General features: G+C 72.5%; 17 protein-coding genes and 1 pseudogene. 13 read left to right on the forward strand and 5 right to left on the reverse strand.

What is annotated here, in order from left to right; genetic code table 11:
* Positions 1-93: 93 nt before the first annotated feature.
* The 6 genes from HUT19_RS04315 to HUT19_RS04340 all read left to right on the forward strand — a co-directional run bounded on the left by HUT19_RS04315 (position 94) and on the right by HUT19_RS04340 (position 7,207).
* Entirely contained in the window at positions 94-1,305 is a 1,212-nt protein-coding gene (locus tag HUT19_RS04315) for a DMT family transporter (protein ID WP_176179151.1), read from the forward strand.
* A 183-nt stretch (positions 1,306-1,488) separates the two neighbouring features.
* The gene (locus tag HUT19_RS43905) at positions 1,489-2,970 is read left to right on the forward strand and encodes an RICIN domain-containing protein (protein WP_176179152.1); all 1,482 of its coding nucleotides are present in this window, start codon (positions 1,489-1,491) and stop codon (positions 2,968-2,970) included.
* A 381-nt stretch (positions 2,971-3,351) separates the two neighbouring features.
* The gene (locus HUT19_RS04325) at positions 3,352-4,692 is read left to right on the forward strand and encodes an MFS transporter (protein WP_176179153.1); all 1,341 of its coding nucleotides are present in this window, start codon (positions 3,352-3,354) and stop codon (positions 4,690-4,692) included.
* A gap of 30 nt (positions 4,693-4,722) precedes the next feature.
* Positions 4,723-5,403: a response regulator transcription factor gene (locus HUT19_RS04330; RefSeq protein ID WP_176179154.1), complete on the forward strand. Its 681-nt coding sequence runs from the start codon at positions 4,723-4,725 to the stop codon at positions 5,401-5,403.
* Positions 5,385-6,773 carry a HAMP domain-containing sensor histidine kinase gene (locus HUT19_RS04335; RefSeq protein ID WP_176179155.1) on the forward strand — a complete coding sequence of 463 codons (1,389 nt, stop codon included), beginning with the start codon at positions 5,385-5,387 and terminating at the stop codon, positions 6,771-6,773. The genes HUT19_RS04330 and HUT19_RS04335 overlap by 19 nt, the downstream gene beginning before the upstream one ends.
* Before the next feature lie 152 nt (positions 6,774-6,925).
* Positions 6,926-7,207 (forward strand): hypothetical protein, encoded by a 282-nt coding sequence (locus HUT19_RS04340; RefSeq protein ID WP_176179156.1) that lies wholly within the window; start codon positions 6,926-6,928, stop codon positions 7,205-7,207.
* Here HUT19_RS04340 and HUT19_RS04345 read toward each other — a convergent pair.
* Together HUT19_RS04345 and HUT19_RS04350 are read right to left on the reverse strand one after the other, a co-directional pair.
* A complete protein-coding gene (locus tag HUT19_RS04345; protein ID WP_176179157.1) occupies positions 7,198-8,133 on the reverse strand; it encodes a TAXI family TRAP transporter solute-binding subunit in 936 nt (311 codons plus the stop codon). The genes HUT19_RS04340 and HUT19_RS04345 overlap by 10 nt on opposite strands.
* 342 nt (positions 8,134-8,475) lie before the next feature.
* Positions 8,476-8,910, reverse strand: a complete 435-nt coding sequence (locus tag HUT19_RS04350) for an ATP-binding protein (protein WP_254885436.1) — start codon at positions 8,908-8,910, stop codon at positions 8,476-8,478.
* Between the two features lie 240 nt (positions 8,911-9,150).
* Here HUT19_RS04350 and HUT19_RS04355 point away from each other — a divergent pair, with 240 nt between their 5' ends.
* Genes HUT19_RS04355 through HUT19_RS04370 form a run of 4 tightly spaced genes read left to right on the forward strand, consistent with a single transcriptional unit; the run spans position 9,151 to position 11,354 of the window.
* Positions 9,151-10,008, forward strand: coding sequence for a helix-turn-helix transcriptional regulator (locus HUT19_RS04355; protein ID WP_176179159.1), 858 nt, complete (start codon positions 9,151-9,153; stop codon positions 10,006-10,008).
* Between the two features lie 32 nt (positions 10,009-10,040).
* Positions 10,041-10,313 carry a DUF397 domain-containing protein gene (locus HUT19_RS04360; protein WP_176186461.1) on the forward strand — a complete coding sequence of 91 codons (273 nt, stop codon included), beginning with the start codon at positions 10,041-10,043 and terminating at the stop codon, positions 10,311-10,313.
* Between the two features lie 46 nt (positions 10,314-10,359).
* A complete protein-coding gene (locus HUT19_RS04365) occupies positions 10,360-10,569 on the forward strand; it encodes an SAM-dependent methyltransferase (protein ID WP_176179160.1) in 210 nt (69 codons plus the stop codon).
* On the forward strand, positions 10,566-11,354 hold the full coding sequence (locus tag HUT19_RS04370) for an SAM-dependent methyltransferase (RefSeq protein WP_176179161.1): 789 nt from the start codon (positions 10,566-10,568) through the stop codon (positions 11,352-11,354). The genes HUT19_RS04365 and HUT19_RS04370 overlap by 4 nt, the downstream gene beginning before the upstream one ends.
* Before the next feature lie 138 nt (positions 11,355-11,492).
* Here HUT19_RS04370 and HUT19_RS04375 read toward each other — a convergent pair whose 3' ends face one another.
* Positions 11,493-12,917: a HAMP domain-containing sensor histidine kinase gene (locus HUT19_RS04375; RefSeq protein WP_176179162.1), complete on the reverse strand. Its 1,425-nt coding sequence runs from the start codon at positions 12,915-12,917 to the stop codon at positions 11,493-11,495.
* A gap of 4 nt (positions 12,918-12,921) precedes the next feature.
* Positions 12,922-13,623 carry a response regulator transcription factor gene (locus HUT19_RS04380; RefSeq protein WP_176186463.1) on the reverse strand — a complete coding sequence of 234 codons (702 nt, stop codon included), beginning with the start codon at positions 13,621-13,623 and terminating at the stop codon, positions 12,922-12,924.
* Between the two features lie 175 nt (positions 13,624-13,798).
* Between HUT19_RS04380 and HUT19_RS04385 the strand changes: the two genes are divergently transcribed.
* Positions 13,799-15,052, forward strand: coding sequence for a glycosyltransferase family 4 protein (locus HUT19_RS04385; protein ID WP_176179163.1), 1,254 nt, complete (start codon positions 13,799-13,801; stop codon positions 15,050-15,052).
* Between the two features lie 40 nt (positions 15,053-15,092).
* Here the strand turns inward: HUT19_RS04385 and HUT19_RS04390 are convergent, their stop codons facing one another.
* Positions 15,093-16,577, reverse strand: coding sequence for an SDR family NAD(P)-dependent oxidoreductase (locus tag HUT19_RS04390; RefSeq protein ID WP_176186465.1), 1,485 nt, complete (start codon positions 16,575-16,577; stop codon positions 15,093-15,095).
* A 325-nt stretch (positions 16,578-16,902) separates the two neighbouring features.
* Here HUT19_RS04390 and HUT19_RS42800 point away from each other — a divergent pair.
* Positions 16,903-17,280, forward strand: a pseudogene (locus tag HUT19_RS42800) (hypothetical protein); the annotation flags it as partial.
* A 100-nt stretch (positions 17,281-17,380) separates the two neighbouring features.
* Positions 17,381-18,739, forward strand: coding sequence for a glutamine synthetase family protein (locus HUT19_RS04395; RefSeq protein ID WP_176179164.1), 1,359 nt, complete (start codon positions 17,381-17,383; stop codon positions 18,737-18,739).
* Position 18,740 lies beyond the last annotated feature (1 nt).

The raw sequence follows: 18,740 nt of genomic DNA on the forward strand, positions 1-18,740 counted from the left end.
GGAAGTCTGTGCTCAAGGACGACGACGGGAGCGGCCTCCACCCGCCAAGGTGGAGGGTATGGACGACGACCGATCGGCCCAGGGGGCCACGACGTGACCTCCCTTGCGCTGTCTGTGCTGCTGGCCCTGGCCTCCGCGGTGTGCTACGCCGCCGGAGCCATACTCCAGGAGTATGTCGCGGCCACGACGCCGCGCTTCCCGTCCGCACCTCTGCGGCGCGGGAGTTGGTGGGCCGCGGTGACCCTGAACGGGACGGGGGCGGTCCTCCATGTGATCGCCCTGGCCTACGGGCCGTTGAGCGTGGTGCAGCCGCTGGGCGCCCTCACCATCGTCTTCGCGCTCCCGATGGCGGCGGTGTTCGTACGCCGCCGGGTGGGCGCCGCGGGCTGGCGGGGCGCGGTGCTGGCGACCGCCGGGCTGGCCGGACTGCTCTCGCTGACCGGTTCAGCACGGGCGCAGTCGCTGGCGGACCAGGAGCGGATCGCCGTGACCGTGGCGACGGTCGGCGCCATCGCGCTGCTGGCCGGGACCGCGCGGTGGATCAGGCTGCCCGGTGTCCGCAGTGTGCTGCTGGCCACGGCGGCGGGCACGGCCTTCGGCATCTCGTCGGTGTTCACCAAGAACGTGGCGGTGGAGTGGAACTGGGACTCGCTGGGTGACGCCCTGCCCAGCCTCGTCATGATCGGTCTGCTGGCGTCGGGCGGGGTGCTGCTGTCCCAGGCGTCCTACCGCGGCGCCGGGCTGGCCTCGCCGCTGGCGACGGCAACCGTGGTCAATCCGGTGGTCGCCACGGCCGTGGGCATCGCCGCGCTGGGCGAACACTTCCGGTTCGGCACCCCGGGCACCCTGCTGGCCCTGGTGGCGGCGCTCGTCGCGAGCACCGGACTGGTGATGCTGACGGTGCACGGCGCGGAGGCGGAAGCGGAGCGGGCCGGGGCGGCCGGGTTCACCGGGAAGACCGAAGCGGTCGAAGTGGCCGAGCTGGTCGAGGTTGCCGGAGTGGCCGAGGTGGCCGGGGAGCGGGAGGAAGCCGAGCGGACGGACACGGTCGGGGCGACGGACACGGTGGGGACGGACGAGGCGGGCAGGACGGACGAAGCCGCCGAAGTCGCCGACACGGCCGGGGACTCCGAGGTGGTCGGGGCGGCCGGCCCGGGGCTGGCGATCGGTACCGTCGGGGCGGCCGGGACGCCCGGGCGTCCCCTCCATCTGACCCGCCAGATCCCCCGTCAGCTCTCGAGCGGGAAGGGAGAGCCGCCGAGCCTGCCCGACTGCGGTGAGGCGATGCTCCAGCCACACGGCTGAGACGGCACGGGGATGGTTCCTGTCCGGCTCTGTTGCATCCTGCGCAATTTCCCTACGTTACCTACAGACACACTGTCGGTCTCCGTGACCATCGATCACGATAAGTGCACCCCGCCTGCCCGTGATCGATGGATCCGGTGATCCCCCTTGTCTTCTGCCGAACCACCCCCCACTTACGCCGAGTTGTCCGACACCCGGCTCGTCGAGTTCATCCGGGCCGGTGCGCCCACCCATCCGGCGGCGCAGGAACTGCGCCGCCGCCATCTGCCCCGGGTGCTGGACTACGCCCGCCTCTGCTGTCGTGACGAGTGGTCGGCCGACCAACTGGCCGATCATGCCTTCGCTTTGGCGTTGCTCCAGATCTTCCGGACCCACGAACCCGACGCTCCGTGGCGCCATCGTCTGCTGACACTCGTTCAGGAGGCCGCCGGTGAGTGGGCGACCGGCGGCTCCCGCGACCGGCTCGACCCCGCGTACGTGGCCCATCTCGCGGAAGGCAACGGTGGCGAGCCCGGCCACTTCCCCCTGGTGCGCGGCTTCTCCGCGCTGCCGCCCGCCACCCGGACCCTGCTGTGGCACACCCTGGTCGAACGGGAGGACGACGCCACGGTGGCCCGCTGCACCGGCCGGAGGCCCGCGGAGATTCCGCGCCTGGTCAACCGGGCCCGGGAGAGCTACCGCGAGACATGCCTGCGCCTCCATCTGGAGTGCGACGCCGACGAGGAGTGCCGGGGATTCGGCCGGATCCTGGAGGCGGCCATCGGCCGCACGGACCCCCTGGGCACCAAGAACCTCCCCGGCCATCTCACGGACTGCCCCGGCTGTGCCGCCGTGCTCTCGGGACTCGTCGGCCTGGAGAAGCGGCCCCGGCCGCTGATGGCCGCGGCCCTGCTGGGGTGGGCGAGCGACCGCTATCTCCCGGACACCCCGGCTTCCGCCACCACCGTCCTGGTCCCCGTAGCCACCGGGACCGCGGAGCCGGAGCGGTCCGCGACCCCACCGCCCGTCCCGGCCCGGCGGGCGTTCCAGCGTCCCCTCGCCCGCGCCGCCTCACTGACCGTGTGCAGCGGTGTGGTGATGGCGGCGGTCATCACCGGGATCGCCGCGTACGCCCATGAGAGATCCGGCGGCTCCGGCCCGGGGCGGGCCCAGGCCCCTTCGCCCACCGCGCCCTCCCTTCCGCCCGCGACCTCCTCCCCCTCCCCGTCGCGGAGCGCCGGGCCCACGCCCTCTCGGACCCCTCCGTCCGACCCCGTCACCGAATCCCCCTCGCCCATCCCCACCGGTCCCTTCATGCCCATCGTCAATGCCGCGACCGGAGAGTGCCTGGATGTCCAGGGGGCGTTCTTCAACGACGCCGATGTCATCACCACCGCATGCCGTTCCGACGCCGCCACCCAGGAGTGGCGGCTCGACCCGGACGGGCTGCTGCGCAACCGCGCCGAACCCGGCTTCTGCCTGGACACCCGTGGCCGGATCTCCCGGGGAATCGGCATCCGGGACTGCGAACGCACCCTCGATCTGCTGTTCTTCTTCGACGAGCGGGGACGGCTGCGCCCCCAGCTCGCCTCGGACCACGCCATTGTCCCCCACGACAAGGCGGCCGGCTTCCTCTCCTTCGCCCCGCTCACCACCGACACCGAGCAGCGCTGGAACACCTACTAGTGCCGCGTCAGCCCAGGTTCGCCCCGGTGGCGAGGCGTCGTGGTGCGTGCGATCGCAAGGCGGCGGGGAAGCCCTCGGAGGGGCCTGCTCGGGCTTTCGGCCAGCGCAGCGAGAGGGGGCACCTCCCAGCGGTAGCCGGGGGAGCGTGCCAGGGCGGCGAGCGGGCGAGCCTCGGCTGACGCGGCACCGGGCCCTGCCCTGTCGATCTTCGCGTCGCGGGCCCGCGAAGATCGGCAGGACAGGTCCTGGACGGCCCGCCGTGTTAACCGGACGTTAGCTCTCGGTCCCGGAGCTGTACGCCGCGGTCCCCGCTGCCGACGCTACGAGCGGCGGCGTTGCCCTTCCCGTGGGCCCGCCGGACACCGCTCACTAGGAGGCCACGTGACCGACAGCGCTCCCCGGCAGCATGCCCGCACATCCTGGCGAGCCGTACTCGGCGGTTCGATCGGAAATCTCGTCGAGTGGTTCGACTGGTTCGTCTACGCCAGCTTCGCCACCTACTTCGCCGGCGCCTTCTTCCCCAAAGGCAACGAGACCGCCCAACTCCTCAACACCGCCGGTATCTTCGCCGTCGGCTTCTTCATGCGCCCGGTCGGCGGCTGGCTGCTGGGCCGGTTCGCCGACCGGCGCGGACGCAAGGCCGCGCTGACCCTCACCGTGACCCTGATGTCGGCCAGCGCGCTGCTCATCGCCATCGCGCCCACCTACGACCAGGTCGGGTACTTCGGCGCGGTCGTGCTGCTGGTGGCCCGGCTGCTGCAAGGGCTGTCGGTCGGCGGTGAGTACGCGGCCAGCGCCACCTATCTGACCGAGGCGTCCCAGCCGGGCCGCCGGGGCTTCGTCTCCAGCTTCCAGTACGTGTCGATGACGGCGGGACAGCTGATCGGGCTCGGCCTCCAGATCGTGCTCCAGCGCACCATGTCCGAGGACGGGCTGCACTCCTGGGGCTGGCGCATCCCGTTCATCGTCGGTGCCGTGGCCGCGGCCGTCGTCTTCTGGCTGCGGCGCAATCTGCTGGAGACCGAGGCGTACACCGAGGAGGACAGCCACCGCGGCGCCGAGCGCGGAACCGTCCGCGAGCTGCTGCGCCACCGCAAGGAGGCCGCTCTTGTCATCGCGCTGACCATGGGCGGCACGGTCGCGTACTACACCTACACGACCTACCTCACCAAGTACCTGTCGAACACGGCCGGGCTGAGCAAGTCCGACGCCTCCCTGGTGAGCTTCTGTGCCCTGTTCCTGTTTATGCTGCTTCAGCCGGTGGCCGGGTCGCTTTCGGACCGGATCGGGCGACGGCCGCTGCTGATCAGTTTTGGGATCGGTTCCATGCTGGGCACCGTTCCCCTGATGACCGCGCTGTCCCACGCCGACACCTTCGGCGGTGCGCTGGTGCTGTCGCTGGCGGCTCTGGTCATCGTCACCGGCTACACCTCCATCAACGCCGTGGTGAAGGCCGAGCTGTTCCCCACCCATGTCCGGGCCCTCGGGGTGGCCCTGCCGTACGCGCTGGCCAACGCGCTGTTCGGGGGCACCGCCGAGTATGTGGCGCTGTGGTTCAAGAAGAGCGGAATGGAGTCCGGTTTCTACTGGTATGTCTCGGCCTGCGCCACCGTTTCGCTCGTCGTCTACCTGACCATGCGGGAGACCCGGGACACCGCGCTCACCCGGGGCCGGACCGGTGACCGGTCCCCCTCCGGGAAGCCGCAGACGACCTCTGTGTGACCCCTCCGCCCGCCGCTTACCCTTACGCCCATGCACGTTCTCCTGGTCGAAGACGACAACCGGCTGGCGGCCGCCCTGACCGCCGCGCTGGCCCGTCTGGGCCACCAGGTCGTCCGCGCCGGGCGCGCGGACGACGCACTGCGGCTCAAGGACGGAGCCGACTTCGTCCTGCTCGACCTGGGACTGCCCGATATGGACGGGCTGGAGGCACTGCGCAGACTGCGCCGTGCCTCCACCGTCCCGGTCATCGTGGTCACCGCCCGCTCCGAGGAGCGGGATGTGCTGCGGGGGCTGCGCGGCGGAGCCGACGACTATCTGGTCAAACCGTTCCGCACCGCCGAGCTGATCGCCCGCATGGAGGCCGTGATCCGGCGCGGTACCCGGCCGCTCACCGCCCCGGGCCCGGTGGTGGCGGCGGGCGGTGTCCGTATCGATCTCGCCGCCCGTCGGCTGGAGGTGGACGGCAGACCGGTCACCCTCACCCGCCGGGAGTTCGACGTCCTGGCCCTGCTGGCCCGTGAACCCGGCGTGGTCCGCAGCCGTGAGGAGATCCTCGACGAGGTGTGGGGCGATCTGCTGCTGTCCGCGTCCCGGTCCCTCGATGTGCACATCGCCGGGATCCGCGCCAAGACCGGCTGTCCGGGGCTGGTGGAGACGCTGCGCGGCACCGGATACCGGCTGGGGACCGGCGAATGCACCTCCGGATCCTGACCGTCTACACCGTCCTCATCGCCTGCCTGGTGACGGCGCTGGCGGTGCCGTTCGCCCTGGCGTACTCCTCGCACCGGACCGGGAAGCTGCTGCTGGAGCGGCGGGCGGACGCCACCCGCCTCGCGGAACTGGCCGACCAGGCGATCCGTGAGGGCGACACCGTCGGGCTGGCCCAGGAGGTGTCCCGCTACCACACGCTCTACGGCACGGCCGTGGAGATCCGCGACCGGGACGGGGTACGGGTGGCGGGCCGCGGCGCCTGGGACCGGGGCCAGGCCGAACGGGCGCTGTCCGGCCGCACCACGGGCAGTCTGCCGCTGGTCACCCCGTTCGGCCCGGGCTCGGCGGTGGTGGCCGAGCCGGTCGGCCGGGACGCCCAGGTCTTCGGGGTGGTGGTGATGCGGGTGCCCACGACCGCGGCCCGGCGGGACGTCACGCTGGTCTGGGCCGTGGTGGCGGCGGGCTCGGTGGTCGCGGTGCTCTGCGCCCTGATCGCGGCGCGGCGGCTGGCGCGGTGGATTCTGCGCCCGGTGACCGAACTGGACGTCACCACCCGGGCCATCGCCGAGGGCCGGATGGACGCCCGGGTCGCGGCGGGCGGACGGGGCCCGGCCGAGCTGCGGCTGCTGGAGCGGCGGTTCAACGCCATGGCCGACGCGGTCTCGGCCGCTCTCGAGCGGCAGCGCGCGTTCGTCGCGGACGCTTCGCACGAGCTGCGCACCCCGCTGACCGTGCTGTCGCTGCGACTGGAGAACCTGGAACCGCATCTGAAGAAGACCGGCGACGGGGAGTTCGCCGAGGCGCTCGCCGAGGTCGACCGGCTGGCCCAACTGCTGGAGGACCTGCTGGAGCTGGCCCGGGTGGAGGCGGGCGCGGCGGCGCCCGAACCGATCGCGCCCGCGGCGCTCGCCACCCGGTTGGTCACCTGGCGCGAGGTGTACGCGGCACGGGAGCTGACGCTGGCGGTGGACATCGACGGCGACCCGGCGGGCGAGCAGACGCCACTGCCCTCGGCGGCCGGGCGGATCGCCGATATCGCCCTGGACAACGCGGCGAAGTTCGTCCCGCCGGGCGGCACCGTGACCGTCTCCCTGCACGCCGGGGCGCTCCGGATCGCCGACGACGGCCCCGGACTCGAACCGGAGCATCTGGCGGCGGCACCCGGCCGCTTCTGGCGCTCCCCCGGCCACGGGAACATCCCCGGCAGCGGTCTGGGGCTGGCGATCGCCGCGGAACTGGCCCGCGCGGCGGGCTGCACGCTGGCGCTGCGGCCCGCGGAGCCGCACGGGCTGGTGGTCGAGCTGTTGCTGCCCAGCCTGGTGATCCCGGACGTCAAGCACTCAACTAATCAAAAAACAATATCACTTTAACAAAAACTTACACATTTCAGCACGGCTGGGGCGGGTATCCCCATCCGCCCCGCTGCATTCCCGCGTTGCTCCTCGGGAGAACGTCCGCGTGCCTGACCGGCGCACCGTGCCGGACCGGACCTCCCCCAGGGGTCCTGCTCGGGCTGCTCGCGGTGCGCGAGACCGCGTGGGGGACCTCCCGGCTCCAGATCGAGGTGCGGGAGCCCGGCGACGGCCGGGTGGTCGTGGCCCTCACCGGCGACGCCAGCTTCCTCCGGCTGCCCGGGACACGGGAACAACTGGAGGGTCTGCCCACCGACCGCCCCGTCGAGCTCGATCCGTCCGGGGTGCGCCATATCGACCTCGCCGGCCGTGTGGCCCTGGAGAACTGGGCCCGCCGCCACGACGACGCCGGTACCGAGCCGGTCCGGATGCTGCCACCGGCTCAGCCGTAGACCTCGCGGTAGTACGCCGCCGCGCCCCGGTGCAGTGGAACGGTGCCGGTGCCGATCGCGTACCGCTCGTCGAGACGGCTGCCGGGCGCGTCCGGTACCGGCAGCCGGTCCCGCCGCTCGAAGAGCACCGCGGTGACAGCGCGGGCCGTGGTGGTGGCGAGACCGGAGCGGCAGACGAGATAGCTGGGCGTGCCCACGGTGGCGGTCGGGCCGCGCAGTCCGTAGATCCCGGCGGGGATGGACGCGCTCTCGTAGACGGACCCGTGGCGGCGGCGGAGCGCGGCGGCCAGACCCTCGAGCGGAATCAGCCGCACCGGCCGCCGCTCGGCGAGCTGGGCGATGGTCCGGGTCGGTGCGCCGCCGGACCAGAAGAACGCGTCCACCTCCGCCGCCGCGAGGGCGTCGGCGGATTCACCGAGCCCGAGCCGGACGGCGTCGACGGTGCGCACCCCGGCCGTCTCGAGCACCCGCGCGGCGGTCACCGAGGTACCGGATTCGGCGGCGCCGAGGGAGACGGTCCGCCCGGTGAGGTCGGACGGGCGCCGGATCGACGAATCCGCTGGCACCACCAGATGCAGATAGTTGAGGTACAGCCGGGCGAGCGCGGCGACCGGCACCGGCCGCCGGAAGGGGCCCCGGCCCGCGGCGGCGTCAGCCGCGCTGTCGGCGAGGGAGAGCGCCATGTCGGCGCGGCCGTCGCCGATCATCCGGAGGTTCTCCACACTCGCCGCTGTGGTGAGTACCCGGACCTGGATCTGCGGATGCGCCCGGTGCACCTCGTCCGCCAGCCGACTGCCGAAGATCGCGTACGGCCCGCCCTGCGGCCCGGTGGCCAGCCTGACCCGGCCGGGCGGCTCGGCCTCCTCACACCCGACCAGCCCGACCGCCGCAAGCGCCACGAACACCCGGCGAGAAACGGCCTGCACCCGCCGATGCTAACCCGCACGCCACCGCGCGCCGCACGGGCGGGGACGGGGCGGCCGAGAGGCGCGGGGCACCGGCGCCGGTGGCTACGTGACGGGCACCGCGCCTGCCAGACCGCGACACCGCCGGGCCCGCGGCCCGTGGCGCCGACGCATGGGCACCGTTCCGCACGGCGGACGCACGCCCGAGCCAGCGCGGCGGCGCACCACCCGCGTGGTCACGGAACGCGCGGGGCGTGGGACGAGGTCGGGGCGGGCTGCCGTGCGGTGGCCACCGTCAACGGGGTGGGCGGGAGGGCCCGGGGCCATGCGCGGTCCCCGCCCCGTCCGGCGGCGGGGACCGCTTCAGCGGGCGGTGGCGCTCAGCTGGGCCCAGACGACGCGGCCGCCGTCGGCGGCCGGGCGGTCGCCCCAGGCGTCGGTGAGCGCGCGGACCAGGGCGAGGCCGCGGCCGCACTCGTCCTCCACACCCGCGTCCCGCGGGGTGGGGCCGAGGGGGCCGCCGCCCTGGTCGGTGACCTCTACGTACAGCGAGCGGCGCTCGTGGGCACGCAGCACGCACAGGATCTGCTCGCTTCCGGTGTGCACCAGCGCGTTGGTGAACAGCTCCGACATCACGAGCTCGGCGGCGTCGCAGACGTCCTCGCAGAAGCCCCAGACGGGCAGTTGGGAGCGGACCCGGCGGCGGGCGGCGGCGACGGAGGCGCCGCGGGCGGGCAGTCGGAAGATCTCCTGGCGAAGGGCGGCGTCATAGCGCTCGGCGCTCACGAGGGGGGCCATCGTCGGGCGTTGACGCAGTGCCACGGCCATTTGCCTTCCGTCTCGCTGTGGGTGGCTCAGAAGAGCGCAAGTCCGCTTACCGGCCACCCTGTTGGCCCGGACACTATGCCACTATCCAGGCTGCGAGCATCAGTTGGCAAGAGGCGTTCTGCAAAATGCAGAATAGCTTGAGCACTCTGTTCCACCCACCCCGCACATGGCACACTGACTCTCGACAAGGACCGTCCGAGGAGGTACGACGTGGGTGAAGCGCGGTCTGCCCCGACCGTCGGGCAGATGGTCCTCGGCATGCGGCTGCGGGACCTTCGCGAGAAGGCCGGCATCAGTTATGAGGAAGCCGCCAGGGCGCTGCACGTCAACCAGACCACGATCCGCAGGATGGAAAAGGCCGAGGTCGGCCTGAAACTCCCGTACGTCGAGAAGCTGTTGCAGACCTATGGGGCCGAGCAGGAGGAGGTCGACGCCTTCCTGGCGCTCGCCGAGGACGCCAACAGACCCGGCTGGTGGCATCGATTCCGCGATGTGCTGCCGGACTGGTTCAGCCTCTATGTGAGCCTGGAGGGCTCGGCCAGCCGTATCCGCGCGTACGAGCCGCACTTCGTGCCCGGTCTGCTCCAGACCGAGGCGTACGCGCGTGCGCTGCTGCGCATCGGCTTCCCGAACGCCGGCGAGCGGGAGATCGACCGCCGGGTCGCCCTGCGGATGGAGCGTCAGGAGCTGCTCACCCGCCCGGACGGCCCGCATCTGTGGGCCGTCATCGACGAGACGGTACTCCGTCTCGGCATCGGCGGGCCGGAGGTGATGCGGGCCCAGATCGACCGGCTCATCGAGGCCACCCGGATGCCGAACGTCACCCTTCAGGTCGTGCCGTTCTCCGCGGGCCCGCACCCGGGCATGGGCGGCCCCTTCCAGCTCTTCCGGTTCCAGATCCCGGAACTGCCGGACATCGTCTACGCCGAGGCCCTGACCGGCGCCGGCTATCTCGACCAACGCGCGGATGTGGCCGCCTACCTGGAGGCCCTCGACCGTATGGGCACCCAGGCCACACCGGCGCGGCGCACGGAGGGCTTTCTCCGTGACATGCGCAAGGAGCTCTGACTGTGGATCACGTCGACAATGTGTACAACGGCATGCCGGCCAGGCAGCTGGGGGCGGAAGGCTGGCGGAAGCCGTGGAGCGGCCCCAACGGCGGGGCCTGCGTCGAAGCGCTGAAGCTGAAGGACGGACGAGTGGCGCTGCGCCAGTCGACCGACCCCGACGGGCCCGCCCTGATCTACACCCATCATGAGATCGAGACGTTCATCCGGGGGGCCAAGGCCGGGGCCGCGGACTTCCTGCTGGGGCGGCCGGAGCAGAACCTGACCTCGCCGAACGGGACCGGCGCGGAACGGAGGGCCGCATGACGCCGGTCCACCCGACGCACTCCACCCACGACTTCTCCGAGGAGACGTGGCGGAGGTGATCGGCGTGTACGAGGAGAGCGGCATCTCCTTCACGACCCGCTCCCGGAGCGAGGTCGCGGGCTTCTTCGAGGGTCTGGAGCTCATCGAGCCGGGCCTGTCGGAGCCGCATCACTGGAAGCCCGACCCCGACGAGCGCCCGGAGGACATCCGTAGCGCGGAGATTTCGATGTGGGCAGGAGTGGCACGCACGCCATGAATATCGACACCACCAAGCCGCATGCGGCGCGGATGTACGACTACTACCTCGGTGGCAAGGACCACTACGAGGTCGACGAGCAGGCCGCGGCCCATGTTCTCTCGGTCTATCCGGGGATCAAGACCTGTGCGCGGACCAACCGGGCCTTCATGCACCGGGCCACGCGCTGGCTCGCGGGCGAGGCGGGGATCCGGCAGTTCCTCGACATCGGCACCGGCATACCCACCGAGCCCAACCTCCACCAGGTCGCGCAGAGCGTCGCCCCGGACGCCCGGATCGTGTACGCGGACAACGATCCGATCGTGCTGGCGTACGCCCAGGCCCTGCTGCACGGAACGCCGGAGGGCCGCACGGCCTACATCCAGGCCGACGTACGCGAACCCGAGCGGATCCTCAAAGCCCCCGAACTGCACGAGACGCTCGACCTGAACCAGCCGCTGGCGCTGTCGTTCAACGCGCTGTTCCACTTCGTCCCGGACGAGCACCAGCCGTACGAACTGGTCCGGCAGTTCATCGACGCCCTGCCCTCGGGCAGCTATCTGGTGCTCTCGCACTGCACCCCGGACTTCGACCCGGAGACCTGGAAGAAGGTCGTCGAGATCTATCACCAGGGCGGAATCCCGGCGCAGGTGCGGTCCAAGGGCGAGGTCGAGCGGTTCTTCGAGGGGCTGGAGCTCGTTGCGCCGGGCGTCGAGGAGCCGCACCGGTGGCAGCCGGACGGTGAGGTGACCGCCCTCAGCAGCGCGGACGTCTCGTTCTGGGCGGGTGTGGCCCGCAAGCCCTGACGCGGGCGGCCGGCGCCGGGCCGTTGCCGCCGTCGCGCGTCCCGCACGGGGGTCAGGACGCCGACCGGCGAAGGCGGAACGGGGACTCGGGGGACAGCGGGACAGCGGGGACAGCGGGGGATCTGAACGGGCACGGGTTCAGGGCTTCACGGGACGGTCGCCGACCGTGAAACCCAGCACCGCACCACCGCCCGGCCGCGACCGGGCGAAGACCGTGCCGCCGTGGGCGAGGGCGATCTCGCGCACAATGGCGAGGCCGAGTCCGGAGCCGGGCAGACTGCGGGCGCCGGGGGCCCGGTAGAAGCGGTCGAAGACCCGTTCGCGGTCCTCCTCGGCGATACCGGGGCCACGGTCGCGGACTTCCACCCGGCGGCCGATGACCACCACCTCGACCGGTTCGGTGCCTTCCTCGTCGAACTTGGCGGCGTTCTCCACCAGGTTGGAGATCGCCCGTTGCAGGGCGGCCGGACCGCCCCCGACCCGGGTGTCGCCTTCCGCCCGTACGGTGATCTCACGGCCGGTCCGGCGGCCGGCGAGGGTCGCGACGGTGGTGGCCACCGCCTCCAGCGACACCCGCGCCCGCGGCTCGTCGTCCTTCTGACCGGCCGCCAGCTCCACCAGCTCATTGACCAGATCGGTCAGTTCACGGGTCTCCCCCGCCAGATCGGCGAGCAGGTCCTCGCGCGCGGACGGCGGAAGCTCCTCGAAGCGGCGCAGCAGCGAGACATTGGTGCGCAGCGAGGTGAGCGGAGTGCGCAGTTCGTGTCCGGCGTCCTGGACCAGCCGCCGCTGATCGTCCTTGGAACGGGCGAGCTGTCCCAGCATGCCGTCGAACGCCCGGCCCAGACGGCCCACTTCGTCCTGTCCGGCGACCGGTACCGCAACCTCCATCCGGCCCGTCGCCGCGACGCTCTCGGCGACCCGGGTCAGCCGCATCAGACGCCGGGTGATCCGCCCCGCGAGCCACCATCCGGCGAGTCCGGCGGCCGCGATGACGGCGGCGATGAACAGCGCGGTGCGCTTCTGGAGTTCTTGCAACAGATCCTCGGTGTCGCTGATCTGCTGGGCCACCTGGATCGCCCCGGTGCCGTCGCCCACCGCCACGGTGGCCATCCGGTACTGCTCGCCGCCGAGGCCGACGTTGCGCCGCACCACGGCCCCGGCCGTACCGGACGCGGCGGTCGCCCGGTCCTCGTGGCCGACCGGCAGCGGGGGTTTGCCCGCGTCGTAGACGGTGCCCCGGCCATTGATCACCTGGACGTCCATCCGGCTGATCCGGCGCAGATCGCCCCGCAGGTCGTAGGGGACCGGCACCTCGGAGGGATACTCGCTGAGCACCACCTTCTCCCCCCGGACCTCGGTCCGCAGATCGCGGACCACGTCGTCGAAGGCGGACTGCTGGTCGACCCGTACCAGACCGGCCGCGGCGTCGTAGCTGAGGCCGCCGACCAGCAGGGTCACCACGGAGGCCACGGCCGCGAAGGACAGCGCGAAGGTGGTCCGCAGACTGGGCCGCGGACCGCGGAACCGGAAGGGCCGGAAGGGCCGGAAGGGGGGACGCACGTTCTCACTCCTCCCGCAGGGTGTAACCGACGCCGCGCACGGTGTGGATGAGCGGCTCGGTGCCCTCCAGGTCGACCTTGCGGCGCAGATAGCCGATGTAGACGGCGAGGTTCTTCGATCCGGGGCCGAAGTCGTAGCCCCAGATGCGGGCGTAGATGGTGGAGTGGTCCAGGACGATGCCCGCGTTGCGCGCCAGCAACTCCAGCAGGTCGAACTCGGTGCGGGTCAGCTCCAGTTCCGTACCGCCGCGCCAGGCCCGCCGCGCCGAGGCGTCCAGCCGCAGGTCCGCGACGTCGATCACGCCGTCGATGGCCGGTTCGCCGGGCTGCGCGGGGACCGGGGCGGCGCGGCGCAGCAGGGCCCGCAGCCGGGCGAAGACCTCCTCGACCTCGAAGGGTTTGGCGACGTAGTCGTCCGCGCCGGCGTCCAGGCCCGCGATCCGGTCGGCGGTCTCCACCCTCGCGGTGAGCATGAGGATGGGTGTACGGTCCCCCTCGGCGCGCAGCACCCGGCACACCTGGAGCCCGTCCACCCCCGGCATCATCACGTCCAGCACCACCACGTCCGGATGCTCGCGGTGTGCGGCGGCCAGCGCCTCGATGCCGTCGGAGACCGCGGTGACCCGGTATCCCTCCAGGGTCAGGGCCCGCTCCAGGGCATGGCGGATGGCACGGTCGTCCTCGGCGAGCAGCACGGTGTTCATCACCCCCGAGTCTGCCAAGAGGCCCCGGGCGCCGGATCCGCCCGCCCCTCCCGGGCAGTGCTTCTTACCCTGCTCTCACCTCGTTCTCGCGACCGGCTTACCGAACCCGGAGAAGGTGTCGAACACGTTCCGGGGGAAACCCGCCCCGGCGATGCCACCGGCCGGAGAAAATCACCGTATGAAGATCGTATTCCTGCTGCACAACGCCTACGGGATCGGCGGAACGATCCGGACCACGCTGAACCTCGCCGCGGCGCTGGCCGATCGCCACGACGTGGAGATCGTCTCGATGAGACGGCACCGCGAGACGCCGCGGTTCACCGTGGACCCCCGGGTCCGGCTGATCCCGCTGGTGGACACGCGCCCGGACAGCGCCGATACGCGGGATCCGCGGCTCGGCGAGCCGGCCCGGGACTTCCCCGTCCACGAGAAGCGCTACAAGCAGTACAGCAGGCTGACCGACGAGCGGGCGGCGGAGTATCTGCGCGGCTGCCGCGCCGATGTGATCGTGGGCACCCGGCCGGGGGTCAATGTCTATGTCGCCCGCTTCGCCCCGCGCGGCGCGCTGCGCATCGCCCAGGAACATCTGCGGTACGAGGCGCACAGCAAGCGGCTCCGGGCGGAACTCGCACCGCACTACCGCACGCTCGACGCCGTGGTCACGACGACCGAGGCCGACACCGCGGTCTACCGGAAGCGGATGCCGCTGCCGGGTACGCGGACCCTGGCGATACCCAACAGCGTCCCGGAACCGGATGTCCCGCCCTCCGAGGGCATCGAGCCGGTGATCGCAGCGGCCGGCCGGCTGGTCCGTGGCAAGCGCTTCGACCTGCTGATCGACGCCTTCGCCGAGGTCGTGGAGAAGCATCCCGAATGGCGGCTGCGGATCTACGGCGGTGGCGCGGAGAAGGACCGGCTGCGCGAGCGCATCACCCAGCAGGGGCTGGACGGCAGCGCCGAACTGATGGGGCCGCGCTCCCCGATCGAGGCGGAGTTCGCCAAGGCGTCGCTGGTCGCGGTGGCCTCGGACGCCGAGTCGTTCGGCATGACGATCGTGGAGGCGATGCGCTGCGGGGTGCCGGTGGTGAGCACCGACTGCCCGCTGGGCCCGGCCGAGATCATCCAGGACGGGATCACCGGGCGGCTGGTGCCGACCGGGGACAAGCACGCGCTCGCCGGTGCCCTGCTGGAGCTGATCGACGACGCCCCGGCCCGACGGGCCATGGGGGCCGCGGCCCTGGAGTCCGCGCGGACGTACGACCCGGCGCCGATCGCCTGGCGCTACGAGCAGCTCTTCGAGGAACTGGCCGCCAGCCGCGGCGCCCGCGCCCGGGCGCGGACCTGGGCCGCGCTGCGGTCCCGCGCCAGGCGGCTGTGGCGGCGCTGCACTGCGGCCCTCCGCCGCCGTCCCAGGACAGCGGCGGCCGGATGAGGGGCGCGCCGCCGCGTACCGACGGTGACCCCGGTGGTTGCTACCAGGTCGTCGGCGCGTAGTCCTTCAGGAAACAGCCGAAGAGGTCCTCGCCCCGCTCACCCCGGACGATCGGGTCGTATACCCGGGCCGCGCCGTCGACGAGGTCGAGCGGGGCGTGGAAGCCCTCGGCGGCCAGCCGCATCTTGTCGGGGTGCGGCCGCTCGTCGGTGATCCAGCCGGTGTCGACGCTGGTCATCAGGATGGCGTCGGACTCGAACATCTCGCGTGCGCTGGTGCGGGTGAGCATGTTGAGCGAGGCCTTGGCCATATTGGTGTGCGGATGCCCGGCACCCTTGTATCCGCGGCCGAACTTGCCCTCCATCGCGGACACGTTCACCACGTACTTGCGCCGGGCGGGCGCGGCGGCCATCGCCGGACGCAGTCGGCTCACCAGGATGAAGGGCGCCGTCTCGTTGCAGAGTTGCACTTCGAGCATCTCGACGGGATCGACCTCGTGGACCCGCTGGATCCAGGTGTTGGTCGCGTCCAGGTCCGGTATGAGCCCGCCCGCGTCGATCGCGGTGCCGGCCTCGATCCGGGCGGGTGAGGCGGAGCCGCTGGTGAGGGCGAGGGCAGTGAGGTCCTGTGGGGTCAGCGCGCCGTCCCGTGGACGGCGCGGCCCCGGCAGGGCCGTCTGGGAGCCGCTGCCGAAGGCGCCGAGGACCGTGGCCTCGGGCAGTTCCCCGGCGGGCAGCGGCGCCGACTCGCCCGCTATCAGCTCCGCGTACGCCTGAGGCGAGCGACGGACCGTCTGCGCGGCGTTGTTGATCAGGATGTCCAGCGGGCCCGCGGCGCTCACCGTGTCGGCCAGCCCGATGACCTGGGCGGGGTCCCGCAGATCAATGCCGACGATCTTCAACCGGTGCAGCCACTCACCGCTGTCGGGCATCGCCTTGAAGCGGCGGACGGCGTCATGGGGGAAGCGGGTGGTGATGGTGGTGTGCGCCCCGTCGCGCAGCAGCCGCAGCGCGATGTACATCCCGATCTTCGCGCGGCCGCCGGTGAGCAGCGCACGCCGTCCGGTGAGATCGGCACGGGCGTCGCGGCGGGCCCGGTTCTCAGCGGCGCACTCGCGACAGAGCTGGTGGTAGAACGCGTCCACCTCGACATAGCGGGTCTTGCACACGTAGCAGGAGCGGGGGCGCACCAGGATGCCCGCGATCTCCGTGGTCACCGAACTGGTGAGGGCCAGGCCGAGCGTCTCGTCGTCGATCCGGTCGGCGGCCCCGGTGGCGGTGGCCTCGGTCACGGCCTTGTCGTTGGCGGTCTTCGCGGCCCGCCGCTCCTGGCGGCGGCGCTGCTTCACGGTGCGGTAGATCCCGGAGGTGGCGCGGCGCACGGTGATGGCATCGGGATGGTCGACCGGCAGCCGGTCGAGCTCCGCGAGCACGCTCAGGCAGGTCGCCAGCCGCTCGGGGTCGATGCCCGGCGCCTCGGACCCGGCGTCCGCCGCGTCCGCTGTCTCCGCTGTCTCCGCTGTCATGGGATCGACGCCCGCCGTCCCGGCCCGGCCCTCGTCAGTCACCGTCATCGCCGCTGCCGCTTTCTGGATCGCCGTTTTCCCTGGTAACGGCGGAACTGTACGAAAGCGGGGCCGGATGCGCCAATCCCGGGCCGGTCGTGGGGGGCAGCGTCCCGGCTTCGGCCGGGACGCTGCCCCCGCGGCCGGCGGACGCGTCGGCGGGTCCCGGCGGGGCGGCGGGGCGGCGGGGCGGTGCCACGATGGACGTGACGCCGCACGGTCCGGCCACGGCCGGTGCCGACCGCGCCGAGCCGGGACGCCCGCGGCGGGGCCGCGCCGCGAAGGCCGGGGCGGCGCGGCCGGACGCCAGCGGGTGCTGCGGCGGTTCACCTGGGAACAGGCCGCCCGCGGCACCGCCGAGCACTACCGCGCGGCCATCGGCGCGCGCAGCCCCGCCGCCCGCGCCGGGCGCGGGATCGCACCCCGGCAGCGACCGTACGGGCCGCGCCGCGCGGGAACGGCCGCGCGGGGGCCATGGACCACGTCACGGAGCCGGGACGGTCCGGGCGGACGGTATGGCCCACGGACGAGCCACACCCGTGCGGTGCGCGCGCCCACCGCGCCGCGGAGCGGCAGGTGCCCGGTGACGGCCATGCCCTCGTCCCGAAAGGCGCGCCCGAGGGGCGCCGCCGTCGCGGCGGAGGCGACTCGTCGCCTTACGTGACTGCCCGTCACCCTCCCTCCCTGATCGGGACGTTCCGTCACCGCATCACCGGTTCGAGGCAATACGCTCGGGGCATTGGTGGCGACAGAGGAGGAAGTGCATGGGGACGGGCGATCGCGAACGGGCATATGAGCGGGCTCGGCAGGAGGCCGAGCGGCTGGCCGTGGACGGGGTCAGCGGAGTCGCGCTGACCTGGGTGGACAACGCGGGCCTCACCCGGGTCAAAGCCGTGCCCGCCGCACGGCTCCCGCACGCCGCGCGCCGCGGTGTCGGAATGTCCCCGGTCTTCGACGTCTATCTGGTCGACGACTCCATGACCACCAGCCCCCACATCGGCGGCCCCGACGGCGATCTGCGGCTCTTCCCCGACCTCGACCGGCTCACCCCGCTGGCCGCGCAGCCCGGCTGGGCATGGGCTCCGGCCGACCGGTACGACCAGGCGGGGGCGGCACACCCCGCCTGTCAACGGCTGTTCGCCCGGCGGATGACGGAGCGGGCCCGGGAGCGTGGGCTCACCCTGCGCATGGGGTTCGAGACGGAGTGGGTCATCACCTCGGACGAGGCGACGGACGACGAACCGCGCTACCCCAGCGCGGGCCCTGCGTACGGAATGGCGCGGGTGGTCGACCTCTCCGGCTATCTCGCCGATCTGCTCGGCGTCCTGCGCACCCAGCGGATCGAGGTGCTCCAACTCCACCCGGAGTACTCCCCCGGGCAGTTCGAGGTGTCCGTGGCACCCGCGGATCCGGTCGGCGCCGCCGATCTGGCCGTGCTGGTGCGGGAGACGATCCGGGCGGTGTCGGGGCGGGCCGGGCTGCGTCCGCTGTTCGGCCCGGTGGTGCGGGCGGGCGGGGTGGGCAACGGCGGCCATCTCCATATGAGCCTGTGGCAGGACGACCGCAATCTGTGCCGGGACGGCGACGGCCCCCACGGCATGACGGCGACGAGCGAGGCGTTCCTCGCCGGGGTACTGCGCGCGCTGCCCGCCCTGCTCGCGGTGGGCGCCCCCTCCCCCGCGAGCTATCTGCGGCTCGAGCCCTCCCGCTGGGCCGGGGCGTACCAGTGCTGGGGGCTGGAGAACCGGGAGGCCGCGCTGCGGTTCATCACCGGCGCACCGGATGACCCGGGGGCGGCCAACGCCGAGGTCAAGTGCTTCGACCCGGCGGCCAATCCGTATCTGGTGACGGGTTCGGTCATCGCCGCCGGGCTGGCCGGGCTGGACGCCGGTCTGACCCTGCCCGCGCCGGTCTCCGGTGACCCGGTGGTCCAGGGGCGGGAGCGGCGGCTGCCCACCTCGCTGCCGGAGGCACTGGAGCGGTTCGAGGACTCCGCGGTGCTCCGGGAGGCGATGGGCGATCCGCTCTTCGAGTCCATCGCGGCGGTACGCCGGGCGGAGTCCGAGCTGTTCGCGAAGGCGAGCCCCCAGGAGATCGCGACCGCGACCCGCGGGCGGTACTGAA

Source organism: Streptomyces sp. NA02950 (assembly GCF_013364155.1).
Lineage (GTDB): Bacteria > Actinomycetota > Actinomycetes > Streptomycetales > Streptomycetaceae > Streptomyces.

Bases quoted from the DNA above. Each gene is read 5' to 3' on its own strand.
- HUT19_RS04350 (WP_254885436.1), bottom strand. From the start codon at position 8,910: ATGGCCCCCCTCGTGAGCGCCGAGCGCTATGACGCCGCCCTTCGCCAG.
- HUT19_RS04360 (WP_176186461.1), top strand. From the start codon at position 10,041: ATGCCGGCCAGGCAGCTGGGGGCGGAAGGCTGGCGGAAGCCGTGGAGC.
- HUT19_RS04335 (WP_176179155.1), top strand. From the start codon at position 5,385: ATGCACCTCCGGATCCTGACCGTCTACACCGTCCTCATCGCCTGCCTG.
- HUT19_RS04385 (WP_176179163.1), top strand. From the start codon at position 13,799: ATGAAGATCGTATTCCTGCTGCACAACGCCTACGGGATCGGCGGAACG.
- HUT19_RS04395 (WP_176179164.1), top strand. From the start codon at position 17,381: ATGGGGACGGGCGATCGCGAACGGGCATATGAGCGGGCTCGGCAGGAG.
- HUT19_RS04370 (WP_176179161.1), top strand. From the start codon at position 10,566: ATGAATATCGACACCACCAAGCCGCATGCGGCGCGGATGTACGACTAC.
- HUT19_RS04330 (WP_176179154.1), top strand. From the start codon at position 4,723: ATGCACGTTCTCCTGGTCGAAGACGACAACCGGCTGGCGGCCGCCCTG.
- HUT19_RS04390 (WP_176186465.1), bottom strand. From the start codon at position 16,577: ATGACAGCGGAGACAGCGGAGACAGCGGACGCGGCGGACGCCGGGTCC.